This window comes from Kitasatospora sp. NPDC058048 (assembly GCF_042885555.1).
Taxonomy (GTDB): domain Bacteria; phylum Actinomycetota; class Actinomycetes; order Streptomycetales; family Streptomycetaceae; genus Kitasatospora; species Kitasatospora lactacystinica.
Genome location: NZ_JBHVRT010000002.1, coordinates 384005 through 402210, shown reverse-complemented (window position 1 = coordinate 402210; position 18206 = coordinate 384005). Strand labels below are relative to the sequence as shown.

Genomic DNA, 18206 nt, shown 5'->3' with positions numbered 1-18206 from the left:
CACGCTGTTGAGTTCTCAAGGAACGGACGCTTCCTTCGGACCGCCTTCCAGCGGACCCTCCGGGCTTCGTTCTTTCGTGTTTCCAGCTTATCAGACGCTTTCCGCTCCGTTTTCCGGAGTTTCATTCATCGGATTCGCTTTCCGCTTTGCTGCCCCGGTCTCCCGCGGCGACTCCGGAACTGTACGGTGACCGGCCCGCCACATGCAAATCGTCCCGCCCCGCTGACGCGGGACGGGACGATCCGTGGTTCGGGCACCGTCAGGCGCGGACCATCTCCTCGGCGATGGCCGCCGCGAAGGCGTCGATGTCGGCCTCCGTGGTGTCGTAGGCGCACATCCAGCGGACCTCGCCGGTGTGCTCGTTCCAGAAGTAGAAGCGGTAGTGCTTCTGGAGCCGCTCGCTCACCTCGCGCGGGAGGATCGCGAACACCGCGTTCGCCTGGACCGGGCGGACCACCTCGACGCCGTCGATCTTCCGGACCGCTGCCTCCAGGCGGCTGGCCATCGCGTTGGCGTGGCCGGCGTTGCGGAGGTAGAGGTCGCCGGAGAGCAGCGCCTCGAACTGGACCGAGACGAAGCGCATCTTCGACGCGAGCTGCATCGAGGTCTTGCGCAGGTACTTGATGTTGCGCACCCGCTCCGGGTTGAGCACCACCACGACCTCGCCGAACAGCAGGCCGTTCTTCGTCCCGCCGAAGGAGAGCACGTCGACGCCGACGTCGGTGGTGAACTCGCGCAGCGGCAGGCCGAGCGAGGCGGCGGCGTTGGCCAGTCGGGAGCCGTCCACGTGGACGAGCATGCCCAGCTGGTGGGCGTGCTCGGTGATCGCGCGGATCTCGTCGGGGGTGTAGAGGGTGCCGAGTTCGGTGCTCTGGGTGATGGAGACCGCGAGCGGCTGCGCGCGGTGCTCGTCGCCGAAGCCCCAGGCCTGCTGGTCGAGCAGCTCGGGGGTGAGCTTGCCGTCCGGGGTGGGGACGGTGAGCAGCTTGATGCCGCCCATCTTCTCCGGGGCGCCGCCCTCGTCGACGTGGATGTGGGCCGACTCCGCGCAGACCACCGCGCCCCAGCGCGGGAGCAGCGACTGGAGGGCGACCACGTTGGCGCCGGTGCCGTTGAAGACGGGGTAGGCCTCGGCCTTCTCGCCGAAGTGGCGGCGGAAGACGTCCTGGAGGTGGGCCGTGTAGTCGTCCTCGCCGTAGGCAATCTGGTGACCGTCGTTGGCGAGGGCTATCGCGGCGAGGACCTCCGGGTGGACGCCGGCGTAGTTGTCGCTGGCGAAGCCGCGGACGGCGGGGTCGTGCCGCCGTACCGCGTCCGTACGGGTGAGGTCGGTCATCGGGCTGTCAGCCACAGGTGCTGTCCGTTCAGTTCTGCTGCGGGGCGGTCCCAGAGGCCCGCCAGGTGTCCGGCGAGGTCGGTGGTGTCCGTGAAGCCGGCGAACTTCGCCTCCGGCTTCTCGGCCCGCATCTCGGGGCTGACCAGCGCCTTGATGACCAGGATCGCAGCCGCGGCGGTGGGCTCGCCGTCGGGGTCGGTGGTCTCCTTCTTGAAGGAGTCCGCCATGGCGAGGGTCCACGCCTCGGTGGCGGCCTTGGCGGCCGCGTAGGCGGCGCCGCCTGCGGTGGGCTTGTGCGCGGCGGCGGCGGAGATCATCGCGTAGCGGCCGGCGGTGCTGCGGACCAGCGCGGGCTGGAAGGCCAGCGAGGTGTGCTGGAGGGTCCGCACGACGGTGTCGTGCAGGAAGTCCCAGTCGTCCAGCCGGGTGTCGAAGAAGGTCTTGCTGCCGCGCCAGCCGCCGACCAGGTGGAACAGGCCGTCGACGTGGCCGTGCTCCGACTCCAGGTGGTCGGCCCAGTCGTGGACCTCCTGCGGGTCGAGCAGGTCGATCACCTGGCCGCTGACCTTGGCGCCGCGGACGGCCACCCGGGTGGCGTCCAGGGCGGACTCCAGGCGCTGGGCGTCGATGTCGGCGCCGATCACGGTGGCACCGTCGGCGGTGAGGCGACGCAGCACGGCGCGGCCGGCCGGGCCGCTGGCTCCGGCGACGGCGATGACCTTGCCGGCCAGCGGGGCGTTGGTGGAGGTGGTCACGCGGCGGCTCCCTGGATCCCGGCGCCGGTGATGCCGGCGGTGGCGGCGATGACGCCGCTCAGCTTCTTGTTGAGGGCCTCGTAGAACATGCTCAGCGGGAACTCGTCCGGGAGCACGGCGTCGCACAGGGCCTTGTTGAGGGCCTTGCCGTCGGTGATGTCGAGCGGCAGCGCCTCGGATCCCTTCGCCCAGGTGGAGGCCGGGTGCGGGGTGAGGTAGCGGGAGACCAGCTCGTAGGCGGCGATCCAGTGGGCCGGCTTCGGCCGGTCGATGCCGTCGCGGTAGAGGGTCTCGATCTCCGCGCAGAGCGCGTTGGTGACCTGCGGGGCGCGCTCCCAGTCGATGCTGAGGCGGTTGTCGCGCCAGCGCAGCGCGTCGTGCTTGTGCAGGTAGGCGAAGAGCAGCTGGCCGCCCATGCCGTCGTAGTTGCGCACCCGGTCGCCGGAGACCGGGAAACGGAACAGGCGGTCGAAGAGGACCGCGTACTGGACGTCGCGGGCGTGCCGGTTGCCCTCGGTCTCCAGCTTCACCGCCTCCTTGAAGGTGGTGAGGTCGCAGCGGAGCTCCTCCAGGCCGTACATCCAGAACGGGCTGCGCTGCTTGATCATGAAGGGGTCGAACGGCAGGTCGCCGTGGCTGTGGGTGCGGTCGTGGACCAGGTCCCACAGGACGAAGGTCTCCTGCGCGCGCTGCTGGTCCTGGAGCAGGCCCTCGGCGTCGGCCGGGATCTCCAGGCCGAGCTGCTGGACGGCGCTGGTGGAGACGGCGCGGAAGCGGGCGGCCTCGCGGTCGCAGAAGATGCCGCCCCAGGTGAAACGCTCCGGCGCCTTGCGCACGGAGACCGTCTCGGGGAAGAGCACGGCGGAGTTGGTGTCGTAGCCGGCGGTGAAGTCCGTGAAGGTGATCGGCACGAACATCGGGTTGTCGAAGCGGGTGCGCTCCAGCTCGGCCAGCCAGTCGGGCCACACGACGCTCAGCAGGACGGCTTCCAGGTTGCGGTCCGGGTTGCCGTTCTGGGTGTACATCGGGAAGACGACCAGGTGCTCCAGCCCGTCCTCGCGCTGGTCGGCGGGCTGGAAGGCGAGCAGCGAGTCCAGGAAGTCGGGCTCGCGGTAGCCGGTGTCGGCCCACTTGGCGAGGTCCGCGTCGACGGCGGCCAGGTAGGCGGCGTCGTGCGGGAAGTTCGGAGCGAGCTCCTGGACGGCGGCGCGGACGGTGGCGACCAGCGGGTCGACCGTGTGCCGCTGGACGGCGGCCAGGTCGATCGAGCCGTCCTTCGACTGGAGCGGGCGCAGCGTCTCGACGGCCTCCTTCAGGCGCAGCCAGGCCGGGTGGCCGGCGAGGGTCGAGACCGGGGCGTCGGCCGCCACAGCGAGCCTTGGCGAAAGATTCTGCATCGTGGACTCACTTCGACAGGAGTTATTTCAACGGGGACACCATAAGTACGAAAGGTTCTCCTGTTCAAGAGGGCCCGGACCGGCAAAGCTCCGGTGCACCGCCCCTCCGGCGCCCAAACCTTCGACGGGAGGCGGATTGTCCGGCATGTGGACAGTGGTCTGGATGTTCTGGACAGATGCGCTGTTCTGATGCGAACCTCCCCGCATGCTCCCGGCGGTGATCACGGTGGCCGTACGCCACGACAGCCCCTTCCGGGCGCCCTCCCGTCGGCACGTCTGCCGTCGCTGTCGCGCGCGCGGCCTGAGCTGCCGCTGTCGCCGCTGCTGTTGACCGGCCTGCCGCCGCCCCGGCTGCTGCCGATCCGGCTCGGGGGGCGCCGCGGACGCGGGCCCGTACGCCGACCATGCCGCGTGTGTTCCGGCGCCGCCACCGGGGGGAAGTGACCCGCCGGGATGCGGGCCGCCCGTCGCGCCCTCCCGTGCCCCTCCTCGTTCCCCCCCCCGTCCCGCCGGTCCTTCCCTGGAGCCCCGTCATGACCCTCCGCAAGCCCTCCGCCGTACTGCCCATCGCCGCGCTGGTCGCCGCCGCGGCCGTGCTGACCGCCTGCGCGCCGCAGGACTCGAAGTCCGACGCCGCCTCGGGCGCGGGCGGGACGGCGGCGGGCTGCGCGCCGGGGGCGCTGGCCACGCGCACCGCCGGAACGCTGACCGTCGGCACCGACAAGCCCGCGTACGACCCGTGGTTCTCCGAGGACAAGCCGGAGAACGGCAAGGGCTTCGAGTCCGCCGTGGCCTACGCGGTCGCCGAGAAGCTCGGCTACCCGAAGGAGAAGGTCGGCTGGGTGGTCGCGCCGTTCAACAAGGCGACCTCCCCGGGCGCCAAGGACTTCGACTTCGACATCAACCAGGTGTCCGTCAGCGACGAGCGCAAGCAGGCCGTGGACTTCTCCTCCGGCTACTACGACGTGCGCCAGACCGTCATCGCGCTGAAGAACTCCAAGGCGGCGGGCGCCAGGAGCATCGCCGACCTCAAGGGTGCCAAGCTCGGCGCGCAGGTCGGCACCACGAGCCTGGACACCATCACCAACACCATCAAGCCGAGCACCCAGCCGGCCGTCTTCGACTCCAACGACCTGGCCAAGGCCGCGCTGAAGAACGGCCAGATCGACGCCCTGGTGGTGGACCTGCCGACTGCCTTCTACATCACCGGCGCCGAGGTCCCGGAGGCCCAGGTGGTCGGCCAGTTCGAGGCCGCCGCGCAGGCCGAGCAGTTCGGTCTGGTGCTGGACAAGGGCTCCAAGCTGACCGGTTGCGTCTCCCAGGCCGTGGACGCGCTGCGCGCCGACGGCACGCTGGCGAAGCTGGAGAAGCAGTGGCTGTCCGACGCCGTCTCGGCACCGGTGCTGAAGTGAGCGCTGACCTGAGCCCCGGGCCGGGCGGGGAGGCGTCGGGCCTGGAGACACCGGGCCTGGAGACACCGGGCCTGGAGACATCGGGCGGGAAGGCGCCGGGCGCCGCCGGTCCGGCGGAGCTCACCAAGGCGCCGGCGCCGCGCACCGCACCGCCGACCGGGGCGCCGACGACGGAGGACGACTACCGTCCGTCCGAGCGGCGGCTGGCGCACGAGGCGTACCGGCGGTCCCGGGCCCGCCGCTCGGCGCTGATCGCCACCGGCTCGACCCTGGCCACAGCCGTCGTGCTCTACCTCCTCATCGTCAACTCCCCCGGGTGGGAGGTGACTCGGCGGACCTTCTTCAACCTCGACTACGCCCGTCAGGCACTGCCCGAGGTACTGAAGGGACTGCGGCTGAACCTGGAGCTGATGCTCGGCTGCGGGGCGCTGATCCTGCTGTTCGGGCTGCTGCTGGCGGTGCTGCGGACGCTGCGCGGTCCGGTCTTCCTGCCGGTACGGCTGTTGGCCACCGCGTACGTGGACTTCTTCCTCGGGCTGCCGATGATCATCTGCCTGCTGGTGATGATCACCGGGGTGCCGGCGCTGCGGCTGACCGGGGTGACCACCGATCCGCTGCTGCTGGGCGGGGCCGCCCTGGTGCTGACCTACTCGGCCTACGTGTCGGAGGTGTTCCGCTCCGGCATCGAGTCGGTGCACCCCAGCCAGCGGGCCGCGGCGCGGTCGCTGGGGCTGACCAACGCGCAGACGATGCGGTACGTGGTGCTGCCGCAGGCCGTCCGCCGGGTCGTGCCGCCGCTGCTCAACAACCTGGTGAGCCTCCAGAAGGACACCGGGCTGGTCTCGATCGGCGGCGCGATCGACGCGGTGTACGCGGCGAAGATCATCGCGGCCCGGTCCTTCAACTTCACGCCGTACCTGGTGGCGGGCCTGGTGTTCATCGTGCTGACCATTCCGCTGACCCGGTTCGCCGACTGGCTGACCGCCCGGATGAACCGCCGCCAGCTTCAGGGAGGTGCGGTGTGACGTCGAGCGACGTGCTCCGGCTGGAGTCGGTGCGCAAGACCTTCGGCGGCCAGGTGGTGCTGCGCGACGTGGACCTCGCCGTGGCCGAGCACTCGGTGACGGCGCTGATCGGGGCGTCCGGCTCCGGCAAGTCCACGCTGATGCGCTGCGTCAACCTGCTGGAGGGGATCGACGACGGGGCGATCTTCCTGGACGGCGAGGAGATCACCGATCCGCGCGCGGACGAGGACGCCGTGCGGCGCCGGATCGGCGTGGTGTTCCAGTCGTACAACCTGTTCCCGCATCTGACGGTGCTGGAGAACATCACGCTCGCCCCGCGCCGGGTGCACCGCGTCGCCCGGGCCGAGGCCCGGACCCGGGCGCTGGAACTGCTCGACCGGCTCGGGCTGGCGGCCAAGGCCGAGGAGTACCCGGACCGGCTCTCCGGCGGGCAGCAGCAGCGGGTCGCCATCGTGCGCGCGCTGGCCACCGGGCCGCGGCTGCTGCTCCTCGACGAGATCACCGCGGCGCTCGACCCGGTGCTGGTCGGCGAGGTGCTGTCGGTGGTGCGGGACCTCAAGGAACAGGGGATGACGATGGTCCTCTCCACCCACGAGATGGGCTTCGCCCGTGAGGTCGCCGACCAGGTCTGCTTCCTGGACGGCGGGGTGGTGCTCGAACAGGGGCCGCCGGAGCAGGTGTTCGGCGATCCGCAGGAGGAGCGGACGCGGCAGTTCCTCAGCCGGGTGGTCGCCTCGGGGCGGCTCCAGGGCTGAGCGCCCCCACCTGGTGGCGGCCGGGTGAGCGGTCCGCTCGGCCGGGGAGTGCGACCAGGCGTGCGACGGGTGCGCGACGAGTACGCGGCGGGTGCGCGGCCAGGGCTTTCGCAACGACGGGCACCACTGTGCGCCCCTGTGCGCGCCCTGGCCGTGCCCGGCCGGGTGCGGTGATCGTGGACCGGACGTCCGTCGCCGCGCACGGGGGCGGCGAACAGATGACAGCTCACGGATGACAGATGACAGCCGACAGATTTCATCATCTGTTCGCTGTCATCTGTCCGCCGACCGCTGTTCGCTGTCCCCTGTTCGCCGCCCCCGGCGCCCACCGCCCCGGGAGGCCGCCGTTGCACGGACCCACCCTGGTCAACTGGCTCCTCGCCCTCCTCGCCACCGGCGCGGGCACGTCCTGCCTGGTCCGGCTGCGCCACTCCCCCTGCGCCCCGGGCAGTGGGCACCGGCCGCTCGCCCGCGAGTCCGACGCCGCCGAGGCCCTGATGGGGTTGGGCATGGCCGCGATGGCCGTCACCGGCGCCACCGTCCCGCCCGCCGTCTGGGCCGGGCTCTTCGGCCTCCCCGCCACCGCCTTCCTGCTCGCCGCCGCCCACGCCCCGGCCGGCCGGGCGCACCGGCTGCACCACGCGATCGGCGCGCTCGCCATGACGTACATGGCCTTCACGATGGCGTCCACCTCCGGGCACGGCCACCACCGAGCCGCCGCTCTGGGCCTTCCACTGCTGACCGGGGTGCTCCTCCTCTACTTCGCCGCGTACACCGTCTGGACCGGCAGCCGGCTGCTGCGCACTCCGGCGGGCACCCTCGCGGTCGGCACCGCCGGGCTGCCGCAGGCCTGCCGACTGACCATGGGCATCGGCATGTTCGCCATGCTCCTGACCATGTGACGACCTGCGGGACACCCGCCCGGCACCCCACAGCCTCCGCCCGCCACGCCGAAGCCCCCTGCCCCTGCCTCCGCCCCCTCCACACCAAAGCCCGGGCCCGGGCCGGGCCCGGCGCCCCAAAGCCCCCGTCCGAGCGTGGCGTTGGTCACTGGCCGGTCGAAAGCCGTTCCACCGGACGTCGCCAGCGCATAGGTTGGCAGGGAGCGCGTTGTCGCGTTCCGTGCGTACTCGGGGAGCCCATCGATGCCTGCCCTGATCGGCCTGCTGCTGCTCGGCCTGCTGCTCTCGACCCTCATGCCCCGGCTGCTTGCCCGGGCCCGCTGGGCGGAGCGCGAACCGGTGCTGGCGCTGCTGGTGTGGCAGTGCCTGGTGGTGGCCGTTCTGCTCTGCTGCGCGCTGGGCCTCCTCCTGGCTGCCTCCGCCGCCCTGCCGGAGCTGCGCTCGCTGCTGTTCGCGGGCGCACCGCGCGGTGTGGAGGCGGCGTACGGCCTCCAGGAGGCCGAGGGCTGGGGTCGGCTGTGCGCCGCGGTGCTGGCCGCGGGCGGGGTGCAGACGGTGCTGGCGCTGACCCGGGAGGTTCGTACGGCGAAGGCGCTGCGCAGTCGACGGCACGCCCAACTGACAAACCGGGCACCGGAGTTGCCCGACACCATCGAGACCGCCCGGAGCCGCCGGGAACGGCTGGTGGTCCTGGAGAACGTCCGTCCGGAGGCCTGGTCGCTGCCCGGCCCGGACTCCCGGCTGGTGGTCACCACCGGCGCCCTCCAGCAGCTGACCGACCGGGAGCTGGCCGCCGTGCTGAGCCATGAGCGCGGTCACGTCCGGGCCCGGCACCACTGGCTCCAGCAGTTCGCCCAGGCGCTCGCCTCGGGTTTCCCGGGGGTCGGCGTGTTCAGCGCCTTCCGGGACCAGGTGGCGGAGCTGGTCGAACTGGCCGCCGACGACCGGGCCGCCCGTCGGCACGGCCGGCACACCACCGCCCTCGCGCTGGCCGAACTCAACCTGGACCGCGGGGTGTTCGGCTCCTGCCCGCCCGGCCTGGCACAGTCCCCGAAGCGGGTGGACCGACTGCTCGCGGGCCGTCCGCGGCTCTCCGTCCCGCACCGGCTGCGGCTCACCGTCGCGGCGCTCGCCGCGCCCGCCGTGGTCGTACTGCTGGCCGCGGCACCGGGGCTGCACTCCCTGCTGTGAGGTCGACACCGCACCGGCGCGGCGCCTCTGACGGGGCGTCAGCCGGAGGCTGATCCGCCGACCGGGCCGGGACCGTCACCGAGGGCCTGCTCCAGTACCCGGCGGTGGAGCGGCCTGGCCTGCTCGTAGCGCTCCCGGCCGGCCTCGGTGAGGGTGAGCTGGACGCCCCGGCGGTCGCTCTCGCACATCGCCCGGGTGACCAGTCCGGCCTTCTCCAGGCGGGCGATCAGCCGCGAGAGCGCGCTCTGGCTCAGATGGACGGTGTGGGCCAGCTCGCTCACCCGCACCGACTGGCCCCCACCGCCCCCGCAGTTCTCGACGAGACGCTCCAGCACCTCGAACTCGCTCATGCCCAGCCCGTACCGGTCGCCCAGCTCGCGGTCGAGGGCGCAGGCCGCGGCGGCATGCCGGGCCAGCAGTTCGCGCCACTGCGCGACGAGACCGGCCTCCGCCGGGGAGTCGAGTTCAGCCACGCCGCCACCCTAGCACGTGCATCGACAATTAATGCGTTCACATTTAATTCATTTGCATTGAATGCATGTGCATGTACTGTCCTCCCCATGACCACCGCGACCGTCATGTCACCCGACGCCCCGTCAACCAGCGGGCCGCACTGGACCCCCCGCCTCTGGGGCACCCTGATCGTGCTCTGCGCCGCCATGTTCCTGGACGCCCTGGATGTCTCCATGGTGGGCGTCGCCCTTCCGTCCATCGGCTCCGACCTGCACCTGTCCACCTCCACCCTGCAGTGGGTGGTCTCCGGCTACGTACTCGGCTACGGCGGCCTGCTGCTGCTCGGCGGGCGCGCCGCCGACCTGCTCGGCCGCCGCCGGGTGTTCCTGGTCGCCCTGGGCGTCTTCGCCGCCGCATCGCTGGTCGGCGGCCTGGTCGACGACGGCGGCCTGCTGATCGCGGCCCGCTTCCTCAAGGGCGTCAGCGCCGCCTTCACCGCCCCGGCCGGCCTGTCGATCATCACCACGACCTTCGCGGAGGGCCCCGCCCGCAACCGCGCGCTGTCGATCTACACCACCTGCGGCGCCAGCGGCTTCTCGCTCGGCCTGGTGCTCAGCGGCCTGCTCACCTCGGTCGGCTGGCGCTGGACCTTCCTGATGCCCGTCCCGGTCGCGCTGCTCGCCCTGCTCTTCGCCGTCCGGCTGCTCCCCCGCCCGGTCGAGGAGCGCGCCCAGGGCGGCTACGACGTCCTCGGCGCGATCACCGGCACGGCGACCGTCATGCTGCTGGTCTTCACCGTGACCGAGGCCCAGGGCGCCGGCTGGCTGAGCCCGCGCACCCTCGGCTCACTGCTGGTCGTCGCCGTGCTGGCCGCCGCTTTCCTGCGGGTGGAGAGCCGCACCGCGCACCCACTGGTACGGCTCGGCATCTTCCGCAACGGCTCGGTCGCCCGCGCGAACGTGGTCGCCTTCGCGATGACCGGCGCGTACGGCGGGTTCCAGTTCGTGGTCACCCTCTACCTCCAGCACCTGCTCGGCTGGTCGGCCCTGGAGATGGCGCTCGGACTGCTGCCCGCCGCGGCCCTCATCGCGCTCTCGGCGCCGTTCATGGGCCCGATCGTGGACCGCTTCGGCACCGGGCGGCTGCTGCCGATCGGCCTGGCCTCACTGGTCGCCGCCTTCGCCCTGTTCCTGCGGCTGGACGAGCACAGCTCGTACCCGGGCCTGGTGCTGCCCTCGATGCTGCTGCTCGGTGTGGGCTTCGCGTTCGCCTTCCCCTCGGTGAACATCGCCGCCACCGACGGCGTGAGCGACGAGGAGCAGGGCCTGGCCTCGGGACTGGTGAACACCGCGATCCAGGTCGGCACCGCGGTGGTCCTCGCCGGGGCGACCGCGATGATCACGGCCGGCAGCGCGGGCGGCGACAGCCCGCAGGCCCAGCTGGACGGCTACCGGCCGGCGCTGCTGTTCGTCACGGTGGTCGCGGTGGTCGGCCTGGTGGTCGCGACGGCGGGCGCCCTGGTGGACCGGCGTCGCAAGGCGGTTCCCGCACCCGTGCCGGATCGTGACGAGCCGCCGGTCGGGTCGACCGCGGCCCGGGCCGACGTCCTGACCGGGCGCTGACCCCCGGACCCCCGTGACCGGACCCCGCCCGTAACCGGACCCCCCGTGACCGGCCTGCGCGCCGTCGGGCCATGGCGCCGGCTCCACCAAACCCCCGTGTCGGTGGAGCCGGCCGTCTTCGTGGCGGCCGCCCGGGCAGTGCCCGCCGGGGCACGGTACCCCGGTGCGGCTGTCGGCTCCACAAGTATATTGGCCCGGAGCCAACGAACGTTCGGAGCAGACACGATGGCACCTCGCGGGGATTCGGTCAATGAGGAGATGCGGCAACGCTCCCGCCGGCGGATCATGCGGGCCACCGTCGAGCTGGTCGACCAGTGCGGATACGCGGGCACCACGCTCACGGACATCGCCGAGCGGGCCGGTCTCGCCCGCGGACTGCTCTCGTACTACTTCGACGGCAAACGGCTGCTCATGCAGTCCGCGACGCACCGGATGATGCACCAGTCACTGGCCGCCACGCTGGCGGAACTGGCCCCCGGGTCCTCCCCCGACGCGCGGCTGGCCGGGGCGATCGACACCGTGCTCGGCCTGGCGATGGACCACCCCCGGGTGATGCGCTCGCACCTGGCGCTGATCCTCGACCCGGACAACGGCGCCTTCGTCCAGGACCCGGAGCAGCAGCAGCTCGGCGCCATCCTCCAGGGACTGCTGCGGGACTGGGGCGCGCCCGACCCGGTCGCCGAGCACGCGGTACTGCGCAGCGCGCTGATGGGCGGCTGCATCGGGGTGCTGCTGCCGGGCGCCGAGAGCCCGCTGGCGCTGATCCGCGCCGACCTCTTCGGCCGCTACGGCCTGGCCTGGGAACTGGGCCGCCCGCCGCAGCAGTCCCCGCCGGAACGCGAACGGCCGCCGGCCCGCGGCTGACGGCGGGTGGGCGGCCTGGTGACCGGCTGCCGGGGGGCCTCGCGAGGGAGGGAGCTCACAGGCCCCGGACGGCAGCGGCTCAGCGTTCCTTCAGGATCGAGGCGAGCAGGTCCACCGTGCGTTCCGGCGTGAGGCTGTCCACGCAGAGCCGCTCCATGACCTGGATGTAGGCGTCGACGTCGTCGCGCTTGTCCAGGTAGAGCGCGCTGGTGAGCTGCTCCAGGTAGACCACGTCCGCGAGGTCCTGCTCCGGGAAGCGCAGGATCGTGAACGCCCCGGACTCGCCCGCGTGCGCGCCGAACCGGAACGGCATGACCTGGATCACCACGTTGGCCTGCTCGGCGACGTCGATCAGGTACTGCACCTGACCGCGCATCACCTTGGGCCCGCCGACCGGCCGGCGCAGCGCCGCCTCGTCGATGACGGCCCACAGGCGCGGGCTGGCGCCCTCGGCCAGCAGCTTCTGGCGGCGCAGCCGCAGGCTGACCCGTCGCTCGACCTCCTCCTCGCTGATGACCGGCCGACTCTGTCCGAAAACCGCCCGTGCGTACTCCTCGGACTGGAGCAGCCCGGGGATGAACTGCACCTCGTAGGTGCGGATCAGCTGGGCGGCCTCCTCCAGGCCGACGTAGGTCTGGAACCAGCCCGGCAGCACGTCGTTGAAGCTGTGCCACCAGCCGGACTTGTTGGCCTCGCGGACGAGGCCGAGCAGGGCTTCCCGCTCGATGCCGTCGTCCACGCCGTACAGACTGAGCAGGTCGGCGACGTCGCGCTCCTTGAAGCTGACGCGGCCGAGTTCCATGCGGCTGATCTTGGACTCGGAGGCCCGGATCGCGTAGCCCGCGTCCTCGCGGGTGATGCCGCGCGCCTCACGCAGGCGGCGCAGCTGCGAGCCGAGGAGGATCCGGCGGACCATCGAGCCGCCGCCCGGCTGAACTGTGGTCATGCGGTCGAAACCTCCACCTAGGGCAAACAGCGCACAGTCTGCCATCAGTTGAGCGCTCACGGTGCCGATACTGACGGATGTTCCTATCAGTTCCGCACTCCACACACCAGGATGCACGTGCATCCGGCGCTTGCATATGCCAATAGTGCGACTGCACGTGAATCGACTCTTGCATCTGCAGTGAGCGCACACCACCATGGTGCACGTGCACCTGCACATCCCTGGCAATCCCGCGGGCTCCGTGTCGACCCCACGCGCGACTCCGTGCACCGACCCGACGACGTCCCCCGCGTCATCGGGCGTTCGAGTGCGCGTGCGCCTGGTCGAGGGGGCGGCCGAGCGGCCGAGCGAGTCGGAGGTGACCGGCATGACCCCGGCGGGTCCAGCCGTGTCCGCCCCCTTATGGGAGGAGCTCTTCATGAGCACCGGTACGGCTTTGGCGGTTGACCCCCTTGTGGTCACCTGTACGCTCGCTCCTCGCTTCGAAGCCGTCAGAACCGCGCGCGACTTCGCTCGGAGCACGCTCCAGCACTGGGGCCTGACGGAGCTGTTCGACGACGTCGCGCTGGTGGCCTCGGAACTCGTGACCAACGCGCTCCGGCATGCGATCGGCGCACGGCCCGACCCGTCGGGCGGCACCCAGGGCGAGTACGACTTTCCCATACAGCCGACCCCGGAGGGCCGGCTCCCGATCCGAATAAGCCTGGTGCACCGCGCACCCCAGGTGGTCTGCGCGGTGAGCGATCCGAGCAGCATCGGCCCGATCGCACGGGAGGCCGACTTCGTCGCCGAATCCGGCCGCGGGCTGCACCTGGTGGAGTCGTTCAGCCGCTCCTGGGGCTGGCACCCGCTGGGCAGCGGCAAGGTGGTCTGGGCGATGTTCGAGGCGGAGACGATCGTCGGCTCCCCGCTGGACGGGCACCCCGGACTCGGCGGCCGCTCACCGCTCGACGGCCCCGTCGAGATCGGCGGACGGCATCGGCGCTCGGCCTAGGACGGGCCGTGCGCCCCGGCCGGGCCCCCGACCCGAGCGGGCCGCGCGCCCAGGACGGCCCCTGCGCCGGGCGGCGCACGGCCGGTCGACGGAAGCCCCGGGAGGACCACACCCCGGGCCCTTCCACCCGGCACCGCCGAGGACTTCCGGTCCGGTGCGGACGCCTCCGGAGCGGAGACCGCCGGCGAGGAGGTCCCCGGAGGAGACAAAGACAAAGGCCGTCGTGGTGTCGGCACCCACGACGGCCCCCCGATGATGGAGCACGGCGGTCGGTCAGACCGCCAGGTGGTCGAACTCCCCGTCCTTGGCCCCCAGCAGCAGGGCAGCGATCTCGGCCCGGGTGTAGATGAGGGCCGGGCCGTCCGGGAACCGCGAGTTGCGCATCGCCACATCGCCGCCGGGCAGGGCCGCGAACTCGACGCAGTTGCCCTGGGAGTTGCTGTGCCGGCTCTTCTGCCAGACCACCCCCTGGAGATCGGCGGCGGCCATCCCGTTGTAGGTGTCGTACGAGCCGTGCGTGTCCTGCGAGTCGTGCATAGAAATCTCCCGAAGAGCTTCCGGAGTTGTCGTCCAGCGCGGCGCCCCCGGCACCGTCGAAACGAACGGACCGGCCCCGTACCGGTCCGGCACAACGCCTCACTTGACGCGATGATAGCTGCAGTGCACGTGCATCAGCACGGGACGTTGCAGGTGCACGTGGCCTTTTGCCCGCAGCCGCGAACTCTTCACGGACCCTTCTCCTGACGGTACGTAAACGGACATAGCCGATGAATCGTCGGGCGCGCGATAACCGGCCGTGAGCGCCTCCCCGCTGAATGTTGATCTTCGAATGCCGGGAGTCGCACCCCCGTGACCCTCCGTCAAACCATCCTCATGCTGTGAGACATCTCACGCGCCCCAGGTGCAACGTCGGCCCCCTCGGGTCACGTCGAGGCAACCACCGGCGGTCGCGCGGGGATTGGGAGCGGAATGTCCGGATTGTAGGCAAAGTGCCCGGACCGGCGCCGGAGACGCACCGGGCTCCGGACCGCTGCCGCGTGAAACCCACCCGGCAGCCGACTGCAAGCCGGACGGGCAGATGTCCTACGATCTCCGGCATGAGCACCGCAGCCATCCCGGGCGCGCCACTGCCCGTCCGTACTCCAGGCTCCCGTGCGCGGGGGCGCCACCGTCGTCCCGAGCGCCCCGAGATCCCGGCCGGCGCCCCGGCCCTGGTGCTCGCCGTGCCCGCGACCGCCGGGCCCGAGTCCCGCTCGGTCGTCGAGGAGTTGCTCTCGATCGTCCGCACCGAGCAGAACGGCGTCCGGACCGCGGTCGGCTACCTGCCCGGCAACGGCGGCGAGGGCGCGGGCGGCGAGGACCGCACCGTGGCCGAGCTGCTGGCCATGGCGGCCGAGGCCGGGCTGCCCACGCCCGTCCTGGTGCCGCTGGTGCCCGGCCCGCACACCTTCCTGACCGAGCTTCACGCGCTCGCCGCCGAGTACGGCGCGCCCGTCACCGACCCGCTGGGCCCGCACCCGCTGCTGGCCGAGGCCGTGCACGTCCGGCTGTCCGAGGCCGGGCTGGCCCGGGCCGACCGCGCCCGGCTGTTCGCCATCGCGACCGCCGCGGACGGCGTGGTGCTGACCACCGTCGGCGGCGAGGACGCGGCCGCGGCGGCCGGTATCACCGGCGTGCTGCTGGCCGCCCGACTGGCCGTGCCGGTCGTCGCCGCCGCGCTCGACGTGCCCGGCTCGGTGGCCGCGGCCGTCAACCACCTCAGGGACACCGGCTCGCAGCGCCCGGCGCTGGCCCCGCTGGTGATCGGCCCGGAGGCGGACTCCGAACTGCTCGCCACCGCCGCCGAGGAGACCGGCTGCCCGTCGGCCGCGCCGCTGGGCTCGTACCCGTCGGTCGGCCAGCTGATCGCCTCCACCTACCTGGCGGCGCTGCCCGCGCCGTCCCCGGAGGACCTGGCACGGGCCGAGGCGGAGGCCGCGGCCGCCGCCGAGGCCGAGGGGGCCCTGGAGGGCGTCCGCGGCGCCCACGCGGCCTCCCAGGAGCCCGCAGGGCGGTAGTCGACGCCGCGCGCCGGTTCGCGCGCACCGAAGGGCCCGGAACGGCATGCGTTCCGGGCCCTTCGGTTTTGCTCCGCCCGCCCACGGCCGTCCCGCGGAAGTCGGACGGCAATGAAGTGGAATGTCCGTTCTGGCCTATTTGAAAGGAAATAGGAAACGCGGTCGCGGGCGCTCGCATCACTGCCGCCGCAGCATCCGCCGGGGCGCTCCGGCCCGCGATTCGACGCGCCGTCACACCACTTCTGAAGCGCTGCCAGTTGTGGGCTTCCGCAACAGGGTTGCCTGAAAACGATCATTTACGATCATGAAGAGCGGCAATTTTGGCAGTTCCCACTAAACCGTGATGCGCATCACAGCCGTTTGCAGTTTGAACTTAAGTCTGATTAACGTGCTCCCCGTTCGTGACCACACGAACCCGGTTCATCCGCGACGCCGAGTCCTGCCGTCGGATGTCCTGGCAGCGCGAAATCGCACCACGGCAGGAGCGGGGGACCCACAGGTAAGTCGCCCCGGACCGATCTCCGGAACGGTCCAGGGCTAGGGGTGAAGCCGCGCCCACAGCGCGGCCGGGCAACTCCAGCCCGAATCCGACAGCTCACCTCGCAGGCGTGGGAGAGGACCGCGTCTTCATGCTGCCCACCAACGGCACTCGTCTGTCCAGCCGCACCCATCGCGTGATCGCCGCCCTCGGCGTCGCGGGCGTCGGCCTCACCGTCCCCTGCATCGCCTCCGGCACCGCCTCCGCCGCCACCGTCGCCACCTGGGACAAGGTCGCCCAGTGCGAGAGCGGCGGCAACTGGAGCATCAACACGGGCAACGGCTTCTACGGCGGCCTCCAGTTCACCTCCAGCACCTGGTCCGCCTTCGGCGGCAGCGCCTTCGCGGCGCGCGCCGACCTGGCCACCAAGGACCAGCAGATCGCCGTCGCCGAGAAGGTCCTCGCCTCGCAGGGCCCCGGCGCCTGGCCGGTGTGCTCGGTCCAGGCCGGCCTCACCAAGGGCGGCGCCGCGGCCGCCGTCGACACCTCGGCGGGCTCCACCGCCGGCTCGACCGCCGCCAAGCCCGCGCAGCCCGCCCAGAGCGCCAAGCCGGCCGCCCCGGCCGCCAAGCCCGCTCCGCAGACCCAGGCCCCGGCCGCCAAGCCCGCCGCGCCCGCCCAGGACGGCACGCAGGCCGGCACCGACTCCGCCGCCTCCGGAAACCGGAGCGACTGGGTCCAGAAGCGCCAGCAGCAGGCCCAGAACGGCGACTACACCGTGGTCGAGGGCGACTGGCTGTCCGCGATCGCCGACCAGCACAAGGTGCAGGGCGGCTGGCAGCGGCTGTACGAGCTCAACCGCGGCACCCTGACCGAGGGTCCGGACAGCATCTACCCGGGCCAGCAGCTGTCCTTCGGCGGCAACGGCCAGGCCCAGGCCGGCCAGTCCGCCACCGGCAAGTCCGGCTCGGACTTCACCTGGTTCGACCGCTCGCAGAAGTCCGGCCAGTCCGCGAACGGCGGTGCCGTGAACGCCCAGCCGACCGCGCAGGCCCAGACCCCGGCCGCCAAGCCGTCCACCAAGCCGGCTGCCAAGCCCGCTCCGCAGACCCAGGCTCCGGCCCAGACCCAGGCTCCGGCCGCCACCGGCAGCATGGCCGCCGCGGTCTCCTTCGCCGAGTCGAAGGTCGGTCAGGCGTACGTCTACGGCGGCACCGGCAACGGTGGCTGGGACTGCTCCGGCCTGACCCAGGCCGCGCTGCGCGCCGCGGGCGTCTCCGTCCCGCGCGTCGCCGCCGACCAGGCCGCCGCCAGCACCCACGTCTCGCTGGACAGCCTCCAGCCGGGCGACCTGCTGTTCTGGTCCAACAACGGCAAGGACTCCGGCGTCTACCACGTCGCGATCTACGTCGGCAACGGCAAGTACGTCGAGGCCGCCAACCCGAGCTCGGGCGTCCGCGAGCAGAGCATCGCCAACTGGGCCCCGGACTTCGCCGGCCGGGTCTGAGAACGGCGAACAGCCGACGGACGACGGACGACGGATAACAGCTGACGGATAACAGATAACAGATTTCATCATCTGTCAGCTGTTATCCGAACGCTGACCGCCCACGCCCCCGGGGAGAGTCTGGTCGCTCCTCCCCGGGGGTTCCGGCATGCCTCCGGCCGTACCTCGTGGCGAATCCCTGCGGCGAAGCCCCGTGCTGAATCCCCATGGCGAATCCCCGTGGTGATTCCCCGCCCCAACGGGCATGCTGCTGCTCTGCACCCGAGGAGGAGTCACATGGCCCAGGTCACCGTCACCCTCGACGCGAACCTCGCGATCGACGCGATGTTGCTCTCCGGCACCAAGAACCCGCAGGACGCCGTCGAACTGGTCCTGCGCGACTACCTGGCCCGCGGCCGCCGTACCGAGACCCGTACCGGCGAGGCGGCCGACGGGCACCGACCGACCGTCGACCGCCCCACCGCCCAGGAGGGCTGACCGCCCGACGGCCCGGGGCGGCCGACCGCACGCAC

At 71.9% G+C, this 18206-nt stretch carries 17 protein-coding genes and 1 riboswitch; of the genes, 11 read left to right on the top strand and 6 right to left on the bottom strand.

Annotated elements, in window-relative coordinates; all coding sequences use genetic code 11:
* Positions 1-259 precede the first annotated feature (259 nt).
* The 3 genes from ACFVVA_RS03790 to ACFVVA_RS03780 are packed head-to-tail and all read right to left on the bottom strand — an operon-like array spanning position 260 to position 3488.
* The gene (locus ACFVVA_RS03790) at positions 260-1336 is read right to left on the bottom strand and encodes a threonine aldolase family protein (protein ID WP_387685375.1); all 1077 of its coding nucleotides are present in this window, start codon (positions 1334-1336) and stop codon (positions 260-262) included.
* A complete protein-coding gene (locus tag ACFVVA_RS03785) occupies positions 1333-2091 on the bottom strand; it encodes an SDR family NAD(P)-dependent oxidoreductase (protein WP_359914666.1) in 759 nt (252 codons plus the stop codon). Before ACFVVA_RS03785 ends, ACFVVA_RS03790 begins: the two co-directional genes overlap by 4 nt.
* On the bottom strand, positions 2088-3488 hold the full coding sequence (locus ACFVVA_RS03780) for a DUF6421 family protein (RefSeq protein ID WP_387685325.1): 1401 nt from the start codon (positions 3486-3488) through the stop codon (positions 2088-2090). Before ACFVVA_RS03780 ends, ACFVVA_RS03785 begins: the two co-directional genes overlap by 4 nt.
* Positions 3489-4021: 533 nt before the next feature.
* Between ACFVVA_RS03780 and ACFVVA_RS03775 the strand changes: the two genes are divergently transcribed.
* The 5 genes from ACFVVA_RS03775 (at position 4022) to ACFVVA_RS03755 (ending at position 8773) form a co-directional block, all read left to right on the top strand.
* Positions 4022-4900 carry an ABC transporter substrate-binding protein gene (locus tag ACFVVA_RS03775; protein WP_387685323.1) on the top strand — a complete coding sequence of 293 codons (879 nt, stop codon included), beginning with the start codon at positions 4022-4024 and terminating at the stop codon, positions 4898-4900.
* Positions 4901-5103: 203 nt separating this feature from the next.
* Positions 5104-5925, top strand: a complete 822-nt coding sequence (locus tag ACFVVA_RS03770) for an amino acid ABC transporter permease (RefSeq protein ID WP_359914669.1) — start codon at positions 5104-5106, stop codon at positions 5923-5925.
* On the top strand, positions 5922-6680 hold the full coding sequence (locus ACFVVA_RS03765) for an amino acid ABC transporter ATP-binding protein (protein WP_380348837.1): 759 nt from the start codon (positions 5922-5924) through the stop codon (positions 6678-6680). The genes ACFVVA_RS03770 and ACFVVA_RS03765 overlap by 4 nt, the downstream gene beginning before the upstream one ends.
* Before the next feature lie 347 nt (positions 6681-7027).
* Positions 7028-7582, top strand: a complete 555-nt coding sequence (locus ACFVVA_RS03760; RefSeq protein ID WP_387685320.1) for a DUF5134 domain-containing protein — start codon at positions 7028-7030, stop codon at positions 7580-7582.
* Between the two features lie 243 nt (positions 7583-7825).
* The gene (locus ACFVVA_RS03755; protein WP_387685318.1) at positions 7826-8773 is read left to right on the top strand and encodes a M56 family metallopeptidase; all 948 of its coding nucleotides are present in this window, start codon (positions 7826-7828) and stop codon (positions 8771-8773) included.
* Between the two features lie 38 nt (positions 8774-8811).
* Here the strand turns inward: ACFVVA_RS03755 and ACFVVA_RS03750 are convergent, their stop codons facing one another.
* Positions 8812-9246, bottom strand: coding sequence for a MarR family winged helix-turn-helix transcriptional regulator (locus tag ACFVVA_RS03750; RefSeq protein ID WP_387685316.1), 435 nt, complete (start codon positions 9244-9246; stop codon positions 8812-8814).
* Between the two features lie 87 nt (positions 9247-9333).
* On the opposite strand from ACFVVA_RS03750, the gene ACFVVA_RS03745 reads away from it, so the two are divergent.
* Together ACFVVA_RS03745 and ACFVVA_RS03740 are read left to right on the top strand one after the other, a co-directional pair.
* Positions 9334-10848, top strand: coding sequence for an MFS transporter (locus tag ACFVVA_RS03745; protein WP_387685314.1), 1515 nt, complete (start codon positions 9334-9336; stop codon positions 10846-10848).
* 258 nt (positions 10849-11106) lie between these two features.
* On the top strand, positions 11107-11712 hold the full coding sequence (locus ACFVVA_RS03740) for a TetR/AcrR family transcriptional regulator (protein WP_387685312.1): 606 nt from the start codon (positions 11107-11109) through the stop codon (positions 11710-11712).
* A gap of 79 nt (positions 11713-11791) precedes the next feature.
* Here ACFVVA_RS03740 and ACFVVA_RS03735 read toward each other — a convergent pair whose 3' ends face one another.
* Positions 11792-12658, bottom strand: a complete 867-nt coding sequence (locus tag ACFVVA_RS03735; RefSeq protein ID WP_387685310.1) for a helix-turn-helix domain-containing protein — start codon at positions 12656-12658, stop codon at positions 11792-11794.
* 418 nt (positions 12659-13076) lie between these two features.
* Between ACFVVA_RS03735 and ACFVVA_RS03730 the strand changes: the two genes are divergently transcribed.
* Positions 13077-13652 (top strand): ATP-binding protein, encoded by a 576-nt coding sequence (locus tag ACFVVA_RS03730; protein WP_387685308.1) that lies wholly within the window; start codon positions 13077-13079, stop codon positions 13650-13652.
* Between the two features lie 273 nt (positions 13653-13925).
* Here ACFVVA_RS03730 and ACFVVA_RS03725 read toward each other — a convergent pair whose 3' ends face one another.
* Positions 13926-14189: a DUF397 domain-containing protein gene (locus ACFVVA_RS03725; RefSeq protein ID WP_097235176.1), complete on the bottom strand. Its 264-nt coding sequence runs from the start codon at positions 14187-14189 to the stop codon at positions 13926-13928.
* 560 nt (positions 14190-14749) lie between these two features.
* On the opposite strand from ACFVVA_RS03725, the gene ACFVVA_RS03720 reads away from it, so the two are divergent.
* The 3 genes from ACFVVA_RS03720 to ACFVVA_RS03710 all read left to right on the top strand — a co-directional run bounded on the left by ACFVVA_RS03720 (position 14750) and on the right by ACFVVA_RS03710 (position 18171).
* A complete protein-coding gene (locus ACFVVA_RS03720) occupies positions 14750-15709 on the top strand; it encodes a hypothetical protein (protein WP_387685305.1) in 960 nt (319 codons plus the stop codon).
* Positions 15710-16160: 451 nt separating this feature from the next.
* Positions 16161-16331: riboswitch (cyclic di-AMP (ydaO/yuaA leader) on the top strand.
* Positions 16318-17694 (top strand): transglycosylase family protein, encoded by a 1377-nt coding sequence (locus ACFVVA_RS03715; protein ID WP_387685303.1) that lies wholly within the window; start codon positions 16318-16320, stop codon positions 17692-17694. It overlaps the preceding riboswitch by 14 nt.
* A gap of 276 nt (positions 17695-17970) precedes the next feature.
* Complete coding sequence (locus tag ACFVVA_RS03710) at positions 17971-18171, top strand: hypothetical protein (RefSeq protein ID WP_359911715.1); 201 nt, start codon at positions 17971-17973, stop codon at positions 18169-18171.
* Positions 18172-18206: the final 35 nt, after the last annotated feature.